Here is a 14,772-nt window from a genome sequence, read left to right on the forward strand (position 1 = left end):
GCCCGGTGGGTTTCATTTGTGCCGGCGTGGATTCCTCCGGCTGGGATTCCGCAGGCCGGGATTCCGCAGGCTGGGATTCCGCAGGCTGGGATTTCGCAGGCCGGGATTCCGCAGGCTGGGATTCCGCAGGCTGGGATTTCGCAGGCCCGGATTGTCCCGGCTTCGGTCCCGGCTTGGCAGCCCCCCGGTGCCCCGCCTCCGGCGCTGGAAACGACCTGTCGGGCGCCGCCTCAGGGGTGTCGCCTTCCCGGTCTCCACCCGTCGCACCGGATCCACCGGAGGAGGGACGTGTCGGTTTGTGCCATGGTCCGGTACTCCCGGCGGCGCCTGACGCTTCCGGCCCGGTCTGCCCAGTGACTCCCTCGGCCTCCGTTCCCGTGGGCCCGGCGGCACCGGCAAGTCCGTTTCGATTAGCAGTATTCTGGGCCGCCGGCCCGCCCTGAGGTCTGGCGAGGTCCGGCAGATCCGATGCAGATGGCCGCTGCGCGGGGTCAATGAGTGCGGGTCCCGCCGCCGTCCCGCCCGGCCGGCCCATGACGGAATGGACCGCGCTGCCGAGGTCGTCGGCGAAGGTGCCCGGCCCGGCGGCCACGCCGGAAATGCCCAGGCCCATCGAGACCGCAAGGGTGCCGCCGATGATTGGACCCCGCAACCGCTTCCGGCGCCCACGGTCCGGCGCATCCGCTGGAGTAAAAAAGGCCAGGAGGTCCGCTCCCGGAGCGGGAACCGGCCGCTCCCCCAGGCTCTTCACGCAGCCCAGCACCCCAAGGAGCTCCGGAGCCACGGGAAGCGCCGCCTCATCGAACAGCTGGGAAAGGCCCTCGTCATCGGCCGGTGGCTTGCCCGCCGTCATGACGCCTCTTTCTGGTTGAGTTCCACAAGTTCCTTTAGACGGAGCAGCCCCCGCCGCTGTAGCTGCTTGATCGAACCTGTCGACCTGCCCATCACGTCCCCGACCTGCTCAAGTGAAAGCCCGGCAACGACGCGCAGCAGCAGGACCTCCCGGTGCTCGTCCTTGAGCGCCGTCAGGAGTTCCTCGATATTGCCTTCACCGAACCGGTCGAGTGCCACGGATTCCGCCGACGCGCTGGTGCGGGAATCGGCGTCGGGCTCGTACCCGGTGAGCACGGGGCCGCGCGCCCTTCTGCGGACCTCATCGACCCACCGTGCATGGGCGACTGAGAAGACGAACGTCCGCAGCGCACCCGGCCCGCCCTGAAGCGACGTGAGCTTGGTGAAGACAGTGAGGAAGACCTCCTGGGTGAGGCCTTCCGGATCCTCGGCACCCCGGCCCGAGAAGTAGCCGAGCACCAGCGGGCTGAGCTGCGAGTAGATCCACTCAAAGGCCGCCGGGTCCCCCTTCTGAGCGCGTGCGAGCGCTTCGTCGGGCAGCATGCGGACCATGGATTTCCTCGCGAAAGGTGGGTGGAGAAGTCAGCTTATCCGCTGGGTACCGCAGGGGGTGGAAGGCCTGCCGCACATCGGCGGGCGCGTCGCGCTGCGCAGAAGGACGTTCCGCACTGGCGGGTCTGCACGGGCCGGCGGTACCGGCAGGTCTGTACCGGCAGGTCTGTACCGGCTGGCTGTACCGGCCGGCTGTACCGGCCGGTCGGGCGGGCGGGCTGTACCGGCTGGCCGAACGGGCGGGCTGTACCGGCCGGCCCAACGGGCGCGGCGACGGCGGCCCCACACAAGAAAGGCCGCACCGAGACCCAATGGGGGATAAGCCTCGGTGCGGCACTTACACACAGGTAATCGTCGGCGGGGCCGGAAAGGTTACGCGGTCGGAGAACTACTTTTCGGGCCCGCTTCCGGGGTGCATCGTGAACCTGCATACCGTTTGCCCGGTCCGCCAGCCCGTCGGACGGTGAAATGCCGCTTCGAGTGGCGTCGATGGCAGAGTTGTTCGAGACCAAAGTGGCGATGAAGAAAGACTGGTGACCGATGACGTCGGAATACAACTGGGCCGGCAATCTGGTGTACCGGCAGGAACGCCTTGAACGCCCCACCGAGGTGCACGCCCTTCAGGAAATTGTCGCCGCGGCGTCCTCGGTGCGTGCGCTCGGCAGCCGCCATTCCTTCAACGACATCGCCGACACCACCGGCACGCTGGTATCCCTTGAGAAGCTGCCTTCGGACATCAGGGTCGACGGCGCGGGACGAACCGTGAGCGTCGGCGGAGCGGTCCGCTACGGTGAACTCGCCGCCGAGCTCCAGCGGCAGGGTTTTGCCCTCGCCAACCTCGCCTCCCTGCCGCACATCTCCGTGGCCGGAGCGGTCGCCACGGCCACCCACGGTTCGGGGAACCGCAACGGGAACCTCGCCACTGCCGTAGCAGCCATCGAGTTCGTCACGGCCTCCGGGGACCTGCGTACCGTGCGGCGGGGCGAGGACGTGGATTTTGAGGGCATGGTGGTGAACCTTGGGGCGCTCGGGATCATGACCCGGCTCACGCTCGACATCGAGCGGTCCTTTGCAGTGCGCCAGGACGTCTACTCCGACCTTCCGTGGGCCCGGGTGCTTGGAAATTTTGAGGAGATCACCGGCGCCGCCTACAGCGTCAGCCTCTTCACTGACTGGGGCGGCGACACCGTCAGCCAGGCCTGGCTGAAGTTCCGGACCTCGGCGGGCGACGGCGCCCCGGCCGCGGAGGCGTTCTCCGGCGGAACGAGGGCCGAGGAGCCGCTGCACCCGGTCCCCGGCATGTCCCCGGTGAACTGCACGCAGCAGCTGGGCGTGCCCGGGCCCTGGTCGGACCGCCTCGCCCATTTCCGGCTCGCCTTCACCCCCAGCAGTGGAGCGGAACTGCAGTCCGAATACCTGGTCGGCTCCGAGCACGCCCTCGCGGCGATCGACGCCGTCCGCTCCCTCGCGCCGAAGCTCGCACCGCTGCTCCAGATCTCGGAGATCCGCACAATGGCGGCCGACCACCTGTGGCTGAGCAGCAACTACGGCCGTTCGGGGATCGGCCTGCACTTCACGTGGAAGCCCCTGCAGCGCGACGTCGAGGCCTTCCTTCCCGAGCTCGAGTCCAGCCTTGCCCCCTTTGCGGCCCGACCGCACTGGGGCAAGCTGTTCACCGGGCAGGCCGGCCCGCTCGAGCGCCTGTACCCGCGCCTCGCGGACTTTCGGGCGCTGGCCGACGACTGGGATCCGCAGGGCAAGTTCCGCAACGGCTTCCTTGAGCGGACGGTGTTCGCCCCGGCCGCGTCCCCGGTGTCCTGAGCGGAGGCCGCGGCCCTACTGCGCGTCGACGATGGCCTCGTTGGGACCGAAGCGGCGGTTGCGCAGCACGGGGAGGAACTCGCGGACGTCGTCGACCCGGTGCCGGGTGACCTCCGTCGTCACGACGGCCTCCGACTCGTGTTCGAGGAAGGCATGCGCCACCCCCATCGGGTCGAGGATCGCCGAGTGGCCGATGGTGTGGTCGCTCGAGGTGCCGGCCGCGGCGATCCAGACGGTGTTCTCGATGGCGCGGGCCTTGAGGAGGGTCTCCCAGTGCTCGATCTTGTGCTCGCCCTGGAACCAGGCCGCGGGCACGCAGATCAGGTCGGCACCGGCGTCGGCGAGCGCCCGGGCCTGCTCCGGGAAGCGGATGTCGTAGCAGGTCATCAGGCCCACGGACATCTCCCCGAGCGGCACGACGGTGAGGCCGCCGTCGCCCGGTTTGATCCGCTTCGACTCCTGGTAGCTGAACGCGTCGTAGAGGTGAAGCTTCCGGTAGGTGTCGGTGATCCGGCCGGTCCGGTCGATCAGCACGAGCGTGTTGTAGGGGCGTTCCTCCCCGCTTGACTCATAGCCGCCGGCCACGATCGCGATGTCGAGTTCCGCGGCCAGAAAGGAGAGCTGCTGCACGAAGGTGCTCCAGCTGCCGTCGACGGCGGCCTGCAGCGGGCCGGTGACCTTGCCGATCGTGAACATCGACTCTTCCGGGAACACGATGAGCTCCGCGCCGTCGGACGTGGCCTTCCGGGCCAGCTTCCGCATCACCAAAAGGTTCGCCTGCACGTCCCCGCCCGGCCGGAACTGTCCTACGCTGACTTTCATATTCCCCGCCTCCGCGTCGCTGTCCCCTGCGCACCAGCCTACAGACTGCGCGGGGGGTTGCTAAAGGCTAGCGTTGAGCCATGAGTATTCGACGCGCAGTCCCCGGACCCGGTCAGGAATCCGTCTGGGACTACCCGAGGCCACCACGGGCGGAGGCGAGCACCGAGGAGATCGTCGTGCGGTTCGGCGGCGAGGAGATCCTGCGGACCTCCTCGGCCCTGCGGGTCCTCGAGACGAGCCATCCGCCCGTGTACTACCTGCCGGCCGCGGACTTCGTGCCCGGGGCGCTGGAGGCGGCGGAGGGGAGCTCCTTCTGCGAGTACAAGGGCACCGCGGGCTACTTCGACGTCGTCGGCGGCGGGCGGCGCGCGGCACGGGCGGCCTGGACCTACCCCTCCCCCTCAGCCGGCTATGAGGAACTCGCCGGCCGCGTCGCCGTGTACCCGGGGGCGATGGATTCCTGCACCGTCGACGGTGAACAGGTCACCGCGCAGGCCGGCGACTTCTACGGGGGCTGGGTCACCGCGCGGATCGTCGGGCCCTTCAAGGGCGGGCCGGGAACCCGGGGCTGGTAACGCCCCGGGCCCGCGTCAGGGGTGCCGCGTCAGCCGGTGATGAGGTCGTTCACGACGATGGTCTGGTCGCGGTCCGGACCGACGCCGATGGCCGAGAACCGGGCCCCCGACATCTTTTCGAGCGCCCGCACGTAGACCTGCGCGTTGTCCGGCAGGTCCTCGATGCTGCGGGCACCGGTGATGTCCTCGGTCCACCCTTCGAAGTACTCGAAGATCGGCTTCGCGTGGTGGAACTCGGTCTGGGTCATGGGCATCTCGTCATGGCGTACGCCGTCGACGTCGTAGGCGACGCAGACGGGGATCCGCTCGATGCCCGTGAGCACGTCAAGTTTCGTCACAAAGTAGTCGGTGAAGCCGTTGACGCGGGACGCGTGGCGCGCGAGCACGGCGTCGTACCAGCCGGTGCGGCGCGGACGCCCGGTGTTCACACCGAACTCCCCGCCGGTCTTCTGCAGGTAGAGGCCCATATCGTCGAAGAGCTCGGTGGGGAACGGTCCGGCACCGACGCGCGTGGTGTAGGCCTTGATGATGCCCACGGCCCGGGTGATGCGGGTCGGCCCGATGCCCGAGCCGACCGAGGCGCCGCCCGCCGTCGGGTTGGACGAGGTGACGAACGGGTAGGTGCCGTGGTCGACGTCGAGGAAGGTGGCCTGACCGCCCTCCATGAGCACGACCTTGCCCTCGTCGAGCGCCTCATTGAGGGCGAAGGTCGAATCGATGACCAGGGGCCGCAGTCGCTCGGCATAGGACAGGAAGTACGAGACGATCTCGTCCACCTCCACGCTGCGGCGGTTGTAGACCTTCACGAGCAGTTCATTCTTCTGCTTCAGGGAGCCTTCGACCTTCTGGCGCAGGATCGACTCGTCGAAGACGTCCTGGACGCGCAGGCCAAGCCGGGCGACCTTGTCCATGTAGGCCGGGCCGATGCCGCGGCCAGTCGTGCCGATGGCGCGCTTGCCCAGGAAACGCTCGGTCACCTTGTCGAGCACCTGGTGGTACGGCGCGACGAGGTGCGCGTTGGCCGAGATCCTCAGCTTGGAGGTGTCTGCACCCCGGGCCTCGAGTCCGTCGATCTCATCGAACAGCGCCTCGAGGTTGATCACGCAGCCATTGCCGATGATGGGGATGGCGTTCGGGCTGAGAATGCCGGCGGGAAGGAGCTTCAGCTCATACTTCTCGCCTCCGACGACCACCGTGTGCCCGGCGTTGTTGCCTCCGTTGGGCTTGACCACGTAGTCGACACGGCTGCCGAGCAGGTCGGTGGCCTTGCCTTTACCTTCATCGCCCCACTGGGCTCCGACAATCACAATCGCAGGCATGGGATCCTCCCCCATTGTGGCGGCGCGGTGCGCGGTTGGAGTGCAGCCGCTGCCGTCATGAGAATGCCCCCGGTCATGCGCCCGTTCCCGGCCGCATCAGGGGCTCTTACGTCCCAAGTTTAGCCGAGCGCGCGGTAACGGCGCTGCACAATGGTCTCATGGACCGATTTACAGGACATATCGCCGGCATCGGCACCGCCTCGGGCACCCGGCTGGTGGTGGGCCGGTGGGACGAGGCGCCCTTCGGCGCCTTCACCGACGTCATGATGGAGGACGCCGGCGGCCTCCGGACCCTGCTGGCCCCCTCGGAGGACATCGCCGCCTACGTCGGGTCGACCTACTCCTTCGACGAGGTCCGGGTGGTCCCGGTCCGGTCGACGCTGTCCGCCTCGCGCCTCACGGTCGAAGCCGGCGGCCTGCACCTCAGCGCCGACCTGGGAGCGCCCACCCCGCTCGGACGGCTGCTTGGGCTGGTCCCCCGAGCCCTCGCCACGAGTCCCCGGTGGCTCACGCTGATCTCCCCGGCGGCGGCGCTTCTCCTGCCGGGGGTCCGTACCGCAGGCTCGGCCGGCAACAGCCGCCGCGAGTACTACGGAGTCACCTCCGCCCGCAGCATCACGGCCGCCTCGGCCGAACTCCACGGGGTGGACCTAGGGGCACTCGCACCGCTGCGGCCTGCGGTCCGGTTCGGCTTCAGCTCCGCGCCTGCAGCGCCCCAGCTCGTCAGCGTGGTGACGACCATATCGCACACCGGCTGAACCAATTGTTCGACCACTCAGGTTCAATCACTAGTTCAATCACCCGGGTTCAATCACCCCGGGTCGACCATCCGGGCCGCTGCACTCCTCGGAAGGGTTATCCCACAAAAGGGTTATCCCACAGAGCGCCGCTCCGGATTCATCGCATCCAGGTACTGCTGCACCGCGTCCTCAGGGACCCGGTAGGAGCGCCCGAAACGGATCCCGTGAATCGCCCCCGACTGCACCAGCCGGTAGACCGTCATCTTGGAGACCCGCATCATGGAGGCCACCTCCGATACGGTAAAAAGGTGGGTTGGAATTGTCTTGTTGTCCGCCACGGCACACCCGCTTCCACAAACCCAGCCGCCACTTTGGCGACTCCCTTAACTGTGTTGGTTCCAGTGGAGGCCTCACAAGGGATCGCGCTACTCGTTTCCCGATACAGCAAAGACGAGTAGTTCGGTGGAGCGGGTGCGCACCGGCGGAATCAGGACCCGAGCTGGGCGCTTGCCTCGGGGTCGGACTCCCGCAGGAACACCGCAATCCGCTCCGCTTCCTCGATCTCACCGATCGAGGCGGCGGCCCGGCCCAGGGCGTAGAGGGACCTCAGGAAGCCCCGGTTGGGCGCATGGGAGTACGGCACCGGCCCGGCGCCCCGCCAGCCGTTGCGGCGCAGCGCGTCCAGTCCCCGGTGGTAGCCGGTGCGGGCGTAGGCGTAGGACTCGATGGTGCGGCCCTCGGCGTAGGCCTCGTCGGCGAGGATGGCCCACACCAGCGACGACGTCGGGTGCTTCGCCGCCAGGTCCACCGCCTCGTCGCCCGCCTTGAGCCGGGCCTCGACCTCGGGTTCCTCGGGCAGGTACGTCGGCTCGGGCCCGAGCAGGTTCTTGCGGAATTCGTCGGACATCTCTAGAGCTTCTTTCCTGCCGAGCCCAGCGACTGAGCCGCTTCGACGACGCGGGCGGCGAGGGCCGCTTCGGCCGAGGCGCCCCAGACGCGGGGATCGTACACCTTCTTGTTGCCCACTTCGCCGTCGACCTTCAGGACGCCGTCATAGTTGCGCAGCATGTGGTCCGCCACCGAGCGGGTGAACGCGTACTGGGTGTCGGTGTCGATGTTCATCTTGATGACCCCGTACGACACGGCGTCGGCGATCTCCTGCTCGCTTGAGCCGGAGCCGCCGTGGAAGACCAGGTCGAACGGCTTGTCCTTGCCGAGCTTGGAGCCGACCTGCTGCTGGATGTCCTTGAGGATCTCCGGGCGTAGCTTGACTCCACCTGGCTTGTAGACGCCGTGGACGTTGCCGAAGGTCAGGGCGGTGATGTAGCGTCCGTGCTCGCCGGAGCCCAGTGCGTCGACCGTGGCCAGGGCGTCTTCGACGGTGGTGTAGAGCTTGTCGTTGATGGCGTTCTCGACGCCGTCCTCCTCACCGCCGACGGTGCCGATCTCCACCTCGAGGATGATCTTGGCGGCAGCCGCCCGGGGCAGGATCTCGCGGGCGATCCGGAGGTTCTCCTCAAGGGTCTCGGCGGAGCCGTCCCACATGTGGGACTGGAACAGCGGGTTGCCGCCGGCCTTGACCGCTTCCTCGGAGGCCGCAAGGAGCGGCAGCACGAAGTCGTCGAGCTTGTCCTTGGGGCAGTGGTCGGTGTGGAGGGCGATGTTGACGTCGTACTTCTTCGCCACTTCGTGGGCGAAGGCCGCGAAGCCCCGGGCTCCTGCCACCATGTCCTTCACGCTGGCCCCGGACCAGTAGGCCGCCCCGCCCGTCGAAACCTGAACGATGCCATCGGAACCCGCCTCGGCGAAGCCGCGCATGGCGGCGTTGAGGGTCTGCGACGAGGTGACGTTCACCGCCGGGTACGCGAAGCCACCGGCCTTCGCGCGGTCGATCATGTCGGCGTAGATTTCGGGTGTGGCGATGGGCATGGTCGACTCCTTGTAGCTGGGTTCGTGGACGCCGGGCGGAAAGCACCCTGTGCGGTCGTTCCCATCCTAGCCATCCGCCCGTGCCCCCGGGGGGCTAATCGGTGCGGCGGCCTACCGCCTGCGCTCAGCCCTCCTGCCCAGAAACCCGGCTGCGCGCAGCCCCGGCCGCGCCTAGACCCGCTGGTCGAACACGTGCCGGCGGATCCACCCGTGCATGGCGATGGCCGCGGCCGCCGAGGCGTTGATCGACCGCGTTGAGCCGAACTGGGCGATGGAGAGGGTCGCCTCCGCGGCGGCATGGACCTCCGGGGTCAGCCCTGGACCCTCCTGCCCGAACACGAGGACGCACCGCTCGGGCAGGTCGTAGGTCTCCAGCGGCACCGAGTCGGGGAAGTTGTCGATGCCGATCACCGCCAGGCCCTCGGCGTCCGCCCAGGCCACGAAGTCCTCGACCGTCGGGTGGTGGCGGACGTGCTGGTAGCGGTCGGTCACCATGGCCCCGCGGCGGTTCCAGCGGCGCCGGCCGATGATGTGCACCTCGGCGGCAAGGAAGGCGTTGGCGGTGCGGACCACCGAGCCGATGTTGAGGTCGTGCTGCCAGTTCTCGATGGCGACGTGGAACCCGTGCCGGCGGGTGTCAAGGTCGGCGACGATCGCCTCGTGGTTCCAGTACCGGTAGGCGTCCACCACGTTGCGGGTGTCCCCCGCTTCGAGCAGCTCCGGATCCCACTGCGGCCCCGAGGGCAGCTCGCCCTCCCAGGGCCCCACGCCCACCGGTGCGGCAGCGTCCGTGGTCCCTGCCGGCGGGGTGTCCTGCCCGTGCCCCTGCGCGGCGGCGTCGTCGTTTTCGCCTCGATTTTTCACCTCTCAAGCCTAAGGTGAAAGACTGATGCGGATTCCCGCCCGGCCCACCGAAGGAAGCAGATGCGCAACAACGACTACATTGAGTGCTGGCTGACGGACATGGACGGCGTACTGGTTCACGAGAACCATCCGATCCCCGGAGCCGCGGAGCTGATCGAGCGCTGGGTCGCCACCTCCAAGCGGTTCCTCGTGCTGACGAACAATTCGATCTACACCCCGCGCGACCTCGCGGCACGTCTTGCGGCGTCGGGCCTTGAGATCCCCGAGGAAAACCTGTGGACCTCCGCGATGGCCACCGCCGAATTCCTCAAGGGCCAGCTGCCGGGCGCCCGCGCCTACGTGATCGGCGAGGCCGGCCTCACGACGGCCCTTCACGAGGCCGGCTTCGTGCTCACCGACACCAACCCCGACTACGTGGTGCTCGGGGAGACCCGCACCTACTCGTTCGAGGCCATCACCATGGCCATCCGGCTGATCCTCGAGGGGGCGCGGTTCATCGCGACGAACCCAGACGTCACAGGCCCGTCCAAGGAGGGCGTGCTTCCCGCCACCGGCGCGATCGCGGCGCTCATCACCGCGGCGACGAACCGGGACCCCTACATTGTGGGAAAGCCCAACCCGATGATGTTCCGTTCGGCCATGAACCAGATCGAGGCGCACTCGGAGACCACCGCGATGATCGGCGACCGGATGGACACCGACATCATCGCCGGCATGGAAGCGGGTCTCCACACCGTCCTCGTGCTCAGCGGGATCACCCAGCGTGCAGACATCGATGCCTACCCCTTCCGGCCGGATCAGGTGATCAACTCGGTCGCGGACCTGATCGACACCTTCTAGCGCCCGGTACCTACCCACCCGTACGGCACCAGGTCACTGCGGGTCGGGTCACTGCGGGTCGGGTCACCGCGGCTCAGGTCACTGCGGGTCAGGTCACTGCGGCGCGGCCGCCGCCGCGGGGAAGCGGAATGAGCTGCTCCTGAATCCGCTGCAGCAGCGGACGGTAGGTCAGCGGATTCCACTGGGGGCTCGCGTGGGCCGGACGGGCCCCTTCGGTCACCAGGTCGCTCAGAATGAGGTTCCTCGGGAAGATCTCGGCCCAACCGGCCCGCGCCGTGCCGTAGTTGACCACGGTGTCATGCGGATTCCCAAGGAAAGCCAGCTGCGTGGGACCCAGGGCGTCCCGGAACCGCGTCGGGTCGAAGTGGTAGATGTAGGACGCCTGCGACTGGATCAGGACACTGCTGGGCGCCAGCGGCGAGAGCTGTTCGAGGCTCTGGTCAATGATCTTGCGCCACGTGCGTTCGTTCTTGTGGACGATGCGCTCACCGAGTTCGTACCCGCCCCGCACCACCGTGGGGATCTGGTAACCGGCCTCGTACAGGAACACCACGCCCTCGAACATCTCCTGTTCGAGCACGTCGAACTTCGTGTGGGGGCTCGAGTCGAGCACGATCAGCTCGACGGGGATGCCGCGGGCGGCGAGCCGCGCCGCGACCTCGACGGCGACCATCCCGCCGAAGCTGTGCCCGTAGAAGTAGAGCTTTTCAAGCTGGAAGTTCCGCACGTACCGGTTCAGCTCCGCGACGATATTGCTCACGTCCAGTCCGCGGTTCGAGTACCCCACGGCAGCCATCTGCGCCCGCCGTGACAGCGTGGGCCGCAGCGAATTCAGGATCCACAGGGCCTCCTCCCAGCTGGTCTTGTAACCGGGAAAAAGCACCCAGCGGGAGTGCGGGAAGGCGGCCCGGGCGCCGTCGTCGGGCACGGGGAGCAGGCGCAGGGTTTCGCGCTCCTGCTGGATCCTGCGGGTGAGGACGAGGTCCGCGGCGAGCGCCAGGCCGAGTGAGGAGCCGGTCAGGAACGCCCTGCGGGAGAAGGCACCGACCTCACTCGCGTCCCCCAGCAGGCGGCGGGCATCATCCATGGCGGATTGATCGCCTCCCGTCTCTCCTGATGTTGTCCCTCCGCACTTCCGCCGGCGGCTGCCGGCACCTCAGCCGAGGCCGAGTTCTTCCTTCCCGAAGGCGTAGAGGTAGGGGACCCCCGCTTCGGCTTCAATCCGCTCCCGCGAACCGGTGTTCCGGTCGACAATAACGGCGACCGCGCGCACGTCGCCGCCGGCCTTCCGGACGCCTTCGACCGCGGTCAGCGCCGACCCCCCGGTGGTCGAGGTGTCCTCAAGGACCACCACGGGCCTGCCGTCGACGTCGGGCCCCTCGACCTGGCGTCCCATGCCGTGGCTCTTTGAGGTCTTCCGGACGACGAAGGCGTCGATCGGGCGCCCGGCCTGCGACGCGGCGTGCATCAGCGCGGTGCCTACCGGGTCCGCGCCCATGGTGAGCCCGCCCGCGCTCTGGAATTCAATTCCCGCGTCATCCAGGAGCCGGAGCATGACGCGCCCAACGAGCCGGGAGGCCTCGTGGTGGAGGGTGATCCGGCGCAGGTCGATGTAGTAGTCGGCCTCGACGCCGCTTGAAAGCGTCACCTTCTCATGCACCACGGCGAGCTCCTTAATGAGTTCGAGGAGCCGGGCGCGGTCGGCGGCGGGTGCTGAGGTGTCGGCGGGCGAGATGTCGGCGGTCATGGACCGAGTCTATCGAGTCCCTGGGCCCGCTGCGCCCGGCCCGGGAGGGCCGGACGGCCCCGCTCGGCAGACCGGTCCGACTTCCTCTGTCTTGAGGAGTCCCCCCGCCTGCCACGCCCGAGGAACCCGCGCCGCCGCCGCGTAACGCCCCCGAAATCTGCGCGTAGTAGCCTGAGCGCATGCGCGAACTCCAGGCGAAGATCATCGAGGAAATGGGCGTGCGCCCCACCATCGACCCTGCGGGGGAAATCCGGACCCGGGTCGGGTTCCTGAAGGACTACCTCCGGGCCAGCCGGACGAACGGGTTCGTCCTCGGCATCAGCGGCGGACTCGACTCGACCCTCGCCGGCAAGCTCGCCCAGCTCGCCGTCGATGAACTGCGCGCCGAAGGCGAAGACGCCGACTTCCTCGCCGTCCGCCTGCCCTACAACGCCCAGAAGGACGAGGAGGACGCCCAGGCCGCCCTCGCGTTCATCGAGCCGCGCAGCACGCGCGAGTACAACGTCGCCCCCGCGGTCGACGGCTTCCAGGACGAGTATGTCAAGACGACCGGCGAGAGGATTTCCGACTTCAACAAGGGCAACATCAAGGCCCGGGCCCGGATGGTGGCCCAGTACGCCCTCGCCGGCCAGCACAACCTCCTGGTCCTCGGCACCGACCACGGCGCGGAGTCCGTCACCGGCTTCTTCACCAAGTACGGAGACGGCGGCGCCGACATCCTGCCGCTGTTCGGGCTGAACAAGCGCCAGAACCGGGCGCTGCTGAAGGAACTCGGAGCCCCCGAGGCGCTGTACAACAAGGTTCCGACGGCGGACCTGCTCGACGACGCACCGGGGCAGGCGGACGAGAAGGAACTCGGCCTGACCTACGACCAGATCGATGACTACCTCGAGGGGCGCGAGGTCGGCGAGGCGGCCGCGGCGGCCATTGAACACCGTTACTGGATCACCCGCCACAAGCGCACCGTCCCGGTCACCCTTTTTGATTCCTGGTGGCGGGGCTGAAGCAACCCGTTGATAACCTAGTGCCCGTGAAGATCGCCACCTGGAACGTCAACTCCCTCCGTGCCCGTGCCGACCGTGTCGAGGCGTGGCTCGGCCGCTCCGACGTCGACGTCCTGGCCATCCAAGAGACCAAGTGCAAGGACGAGAACTTCCCGTGGGAGATGTTCGAGAACGCCGGCTACGAGGTCGCCCACTTCGGGCTGAGCCAGTGGAACGGCGTGGCCATCGCCTCGCGGGTGGGGCTCGACGACGTCGAACGCACCTTTCCGGGCCAGCCCCCCTTCGCCAAGCCCGGGATTGAGCCCGTGCAGGAGGCCCGCGCCATCGGCGCGACCTGCAACGGGATCCGCGTCTGGAGCCTCTACGTGCCCAACGGCCGCTCCCTCGACGACCCGCACATGCCCTACAAGCTTCAGTGGCTTGACGTGCTCCGCCAGCACGCGAAGGAGTGGGTGACCGCCAACCCGGAGGCCCAGATCGCCCTCATGGGCGACTGGAACATCGCCCCGCAGGACGAGGACGTCTGGGACATCGACTTCTTCGTCAACGGCGGCCACACCCACGTCAGCCCGCCCGAACGCAGTGCCTTCAAGGGGTTCCTCGACGCCGGCTTCGCCGACGTGGCCCGCCCCTTCACCCCCGGGCCCGGCGTCTACACCTACTGGGACTACACGCAGCTGCGCTTTCCGAAGAAGGAGGGCATGAGGATCGACTTCGTGCTCGGCTCCCCCGCCCTCGCGGCGCGGGTCGCCAATGCCTCGATCGACCGGGAGGAACGCAAGGGCAAGGGCGCCTCCGACCACGCGCCCGTGATTGTGGAGCTCGACGGACAGTGACCCGCCGCCGCCCCACCGGAATCGCCCGGCCGTTTCCATACGTCTCGTTCCTGCGGGTGTACGAGCCCCTCGACGCGTTCGACGACGCCCAGCAGCTTGTCATCCTCGAACAGCGCTCGCGCGGACGCCGCATCACCGAGCAGCTCGACTACGAGCAGTCGCTGCGCCGGGTGACCCGCACTGTGTCCGACCCGTTCCCGCATCACGAACCCGATCTGGTCCGGGTCCTCCACTTCCCCGGGAACAGCGGGAGCACCACGCCCTACTACTGCCCGAACCAGCTCTCGGTCCGCACCACCCTCGCCGCCGAGTCCCTCGACGCGACCCTGCGGGGCCCGCTCGTCGACGTCCTCGTGCCCGAGGCGGCCCGCGAGGCCCAGCAGGCCCGGCTCGACCCGGACACGTTCGCGGACTCCGTGGCGAAGCTCCACACCCGCTCGGCCACGTGGGGCGTGCCCTTCGCCTGGTTCGTCCTCATCCACGAGGACGACCTGACGGAGGTCATAGAGGACAACGGCAGGGTGAGTACCGTCCGCATCTCGGCGCGGGTGCACGAATGCATCGACCGGGCCCGGCACGCCATCGCGCAGCTCGCCATCGGCGCCCCCGAACTGGACCTGCTCGAGGAGCTGACCGAGCTCACGCAGTGGCTCGAGGTGTTCCGCCGGGACGCCATCGTGGAGATCGACTACGGTGCCGTCGCCGACCGGGTCTTCCCCGATGAGTCGCCGCACGATGTGCGGATCGGGATCGAAAGCCTCGCCGAGGCGGACATGACCGGGGCAGCCGCGTCCTACCGCAGGCTGGCCTCACGCTGGATTCCGATCCGGCAGCTCGCGCGCGCCTCCTGACGCCACGCGCAGCCCCCTGA

General features: G+C 68.4%; 16 protein-coding genes. 7 read left to right on the top strand and 9 right to left on the bottom strand.

The annotated features are described in order from the left end of the window. Window positions 1-849 precede the first annotated feature (849 nt). The gene (locus tag GVV86_RS05275) at window positions 850-1,404 is read right to left on the bottom strand and encodes an RNA polymerase sigma factor (RefSeq protein ID WP_159801836.1); all 555 of its coding nucleotides are present in this window, start codon (window positions 1,402-1,404) and stop codon (window positions 850-852) included. Window positions 1,405-1,944: 540 nt separating this feature from the next. Here GVV86_RS05275 and GVV86_RS05280 point away from each other — a divergent pair. Continuing rightward, window positions 1,945-3,225: an FAD-binding protein gene (locus tag GVV86_RS05280; protein ID WP_159801839.1), complete on the top strand. Its 1,281-nt coding sequence runs from the start codon at window positions 1,945-1,947 to the stop codon at window positions 3,223-3,225. Between the two features lie 15 nt (window positions 3,226-3,240). On the opposite strand, the gene GVV86_RS05285 is transcribed toward GVV86_RS05280, so the two are convergent. Further along, complete coding sequence (locus GVV86_RS05285; protein ID WP_159801842.1) at window positions 3,241-4,047, bottom strand: carbon-nitrogen hydrolase family protein; 807 nt, start codon at window positions 4,045-4,047, stop codon at window positions 3,241-3,243. Between the two features lie 80 nt (window positions 4,048-4,127). Between GVV86_RS05285 and GVV86_RS05290 the strand changes: the two genes are divergently transcribed. Continuing rightward, window positions 4,128-4,622: a DUF427 domain-containing protein gene (locus GVV86_RS05290; protein WP_159801845.1), complete on the top strand. Its 495-nt coding sequence runs from the start codon at window positions 4,128-4,130 to the stop codon at window positions 4,620-4,622. Between the two features lie 29 nt (window positions 4,623-4,651). Here the strand turns inward: GVV86_RS05290 and GVV86_RS05295 are convergent, their stop codons facing one another. Beyond that, window positions 4,652-5,941 carry an adenylosuccinate synthase gene (locus GVV86_RS05295; protein WP_159801846.1) on the bottom strand — a complete coding sequence of 430 codons (1,290 nt, stop codon included), beginning with the start codon at window positions 5,939-5,941 and terminating at the stop codon, window positions 4,652-4,654. A 158-nt stretch (window positions 5,942-6,099) separates the two neighbouring features. On the opposite strand from GVV86_RS05295, the gene GVV86_RS05300 reads away from it, so the two are divergent. After that, on the top strand, window positions 6,100-6,699 hold the full coding sequence (locus GVV86_RS05300) for a hypothetical protein (RefSeq protein WP_159801848.1): 600 nt from the start codon (window positions 6,100-6,102) through the stop codon (window positions 6,697-6,699). Between the two features lie 113 nt (window positions 6,700-6,812). Here the strand turns inward: GVV86_RS05300 and GVV86_RS05305 are convergent, their stop codons facing one another. The 4 genes from GVV86_RS05305 to GVV86_RS05320 all read right to left on the bottom strand — a co-directional run bounded on the left by GVV86_RS05305 (window position 6,813) and on the right by GVV86_RS05320 (window position 9,384). Next, window positions 6,813-7,019 carry a helix-turn-helix domain-containing protein gene (locus GVV86_RS05305; RefSeq protein ID WP_246018982.1) on the bottom strand — a complete coding sequence of 69 codons (207 nt, stop codon included), beginning with the start codon at window positions 7,017-7,019 and terminating at the stop codon, window positions 6,813-6,815. 149 nt (window positions 7,020-7,168) lie between these two features. Continuing rightward, entirely contained in the window at window positions 7,169-7,588 is a 420-nt protein-coding gene (locus GVV86_RS05310) for a DUF3151 domain-containing protein (protein ID WP_159617219.1), read from the bottom strand. A 2-nt stretch (window positions 7,589-7,590) separates the two neighbouring features. Continuing rightward, the gene (fbaA, locus tag GVV86_RS05315; RefSeq protein ID WP_133404418.1) at window positions 7,591-8,610 is read right to left on the bottom strand and encodes a class II fructose-bisphosphate aldolase; all 1,020 of its coding nucleotides are present in this window, start codon (window positions 8,608-8,610) and stop codon (window positions 7,591-7,593) included. 171 nt (window positions 8,611-8,781) lie between these two features. Next, on the bottom strand, window positions 8,782-9,384 hold the full coding sequence (locus GVV86_RS05320; RefSeq protein WP_246669895.1) for a TrmH family RNA methyltransferase: 603 nt from the start codon (window positions 9,382-9,384) through the stop codon (window positions 8,782-8,784). A gap of 150 nt (window positions 9,385-9,534) precedes the next feature. Here GVV86_RS05320 and GVV86_RS05325 point away from each other — a divergent pair, with 150 nt between their 5' ends. Further along, complete coding sequence (locus GVV86_RS05325) at window positions 9,535-10,314, top strand: HAD-IIA family hydrolase (protein ID WP_159617221.1); 780 nt, start codon at window positions 9,535-9,537, stop codon at window positions 10,312-10,314. An 88-nt stretch (window positions 10,315-10,402) separates the two neighbouring features. On the opposite strand, the gene GVV86_RS05330 is transcribed toward GVV86_RS05325, so the two are convergent. Both GVV86_RS05330 and pyrE read right to left on the bottom strand, forming a co-directional pair. Beyond that, a complete protein-coding gene (locus GVV86_RS05330) occupies window positions 10,403-11,401 on the bottom strand; it encodes a thioesterase domain-containing protein (protein ID WP_159801854.1) in 999 nt (332 codons plus the stop codon). Window positions 11,402-11,470: 69 nt separating this feature from the next. Beyond that, entirely contained in the window at window positions 11,471-12,061 is a 591-nt protein-coding gene (pyrE, locus tag GVV86_RS05335) for an orotate phosphoribosyltransferase (protein ID WP_159801856.1), read from the bottom strand. Window positions 12,062-12,240: 179 nt separating this feature from the next. Between pyrE and nadE the strand changes: the two genes are divergently transcribed. Genes nadE through GVV86_RS05350 form a run of 3 tightly spaced genes read left to right on the top strand, consistent with a single transcriptional unit; the run spans window position 12,241 to window position 14,752 of the window. Further along, window positions 12,241-13,065, top strand: a complete 825-nt coding sequence (gene nadE / locus GVV86_RS05340; protein WP_159801859.1) for an ammonia-dependent NAD(+) synthetase — start codon at window positions 12,241-12,243, stop codon at window positions 13,063-13,065. 26 nt (window positions 13,066-13,091) lie between these two features. Beyond that, window positions 13,092-13,901 carry an exodeoxyribonuclease III gene (locus GVV86_RS05345; RefSeq protein WP_159801862.1) on the top strand — a complete coding sequence of 270 codons (810 nt, stop codon included), beginning with the start codon at window positions 13,092-13,094 and terminating at the stop codon, window positions 13,899-13,901. Beyond that, window positions 13,898-14,752: a DUF8083 family protein gene (locus tag GVV86_RS05350; protein WP_246669883.1), complete on the top strand. Its 855-nt coding sequence runs from the start codon at window positions 13,898-13,900 to the stop codon at window positions 14,750-14,752. Before GVV86_RS05345 ends, GVV86_RS05350 begins: the two co-directional genes overlap by 4 nt. The last annotated feature ends 20 nt before the right edge of the window (window positions 14,753-14,772 follow it).

This window comes from Arthrobacter zhaoguopingii (assembly GCF_009828595.1).
GTDB classification, from domain to species: domain Bacteria; phylum Actinomycetota; class Actinomycetes; order Actinomycetales; family Micrococcaceae; genus Arthrobacter_D; species Arthrobacter_D zhaoguopingii.

What these genes read in the sequence shown, in the direction of transcription:
- GVV86_RS05275 (WP_159801836.1), bottom strand. Translation starts at nt 1,404, where the DNA reads ATGGTCCGCATGCTGCCCGACGAAGCGCTCGCACGCGCTCAGAAGGGG.
- GVV86_RS05285 (WP_159801842.1), bottom strand. Translation starts at nt 4,047, where the DNA reads ATGAAAGTCAGCGTAGGACAGTTCCGGCCGGGCGGGGACGTGCAGGCG.
- pyrE (WP_159801856.1), bottom strand. Translation starts at nt 12,061, where the DNA reads ATGACCGCCGACATCTCGCCCGCCGACACCTCAGCACCCGCCGCCGAC.
- GVV86_RS05280 (WP_159801839.1), top strand. Translation starts at nt 1,945, where the DNA reads ATGACGTCGGAATACAACTGGGCCGGCAATCTGGTGTACCGGCAGGAA.
- GVV86_RS05290 (WP_159801845.1), top strand. Translation starts at nt 4,128, where the DNA reads ATGAGTATTCGACGCGCAGTCCCCGGACCCGGTCAGGAATCCGTCTGG.
- GVV86_RS05295 (WP_159801846.1), bottom strand. Translation starts at nt 5,941, where the DNA reads ATGCCTGCGATTGTGATTGTCGGAGCCCAGTGGGGCGATGAAGGTAAA.
- GVV86_RS05300 (WP_159801848.1), top strand. Translation starts at nt 6,100, where the DNA reads ATGGACCGATTTACAGGACATATCGCCGGCATCGGCACCGCCTCGGGC.
- GVV86_RS05310 (WP_159617219.1), bottom strand. Translation starts at nt 7,588, where the DNA reads ATGTCCGACGAATTCCGCAAGAACCTGCTCGGGCCCGAGCCGACGTAC.
- GVV86_RS05330 (WP_159801854.1), bottom strand. Translation starts at nt 11,401, where the DNA reads ATGGATGATGCCCGCCGCCTGCTGGGGGACGCGAGTGAGGTCGGTGCC.
- GVV86_RS05325 (WP_159617221.1), top strand. Translation starts at nt 9,535, where the DNA reads ATGCGCAACAACGACTACATTGAGTGCTGGCTGACGGACATGGACGGC.
- fbaA (WP_133404418.1), bottom strand. Translation starts at nt 8,610, where the DNA reads ATGCCCATCGCCACACCCGAAATCTACGCCGACATGATCGACCGCGCG.
- nadE (WP_159801859.1), top strand. Translation starts at nt 12,241, where the DNA reads ATGCGCGAACTCCAGGCGAAGATCATCGAGGAAATGGGCGTGCGCCCC.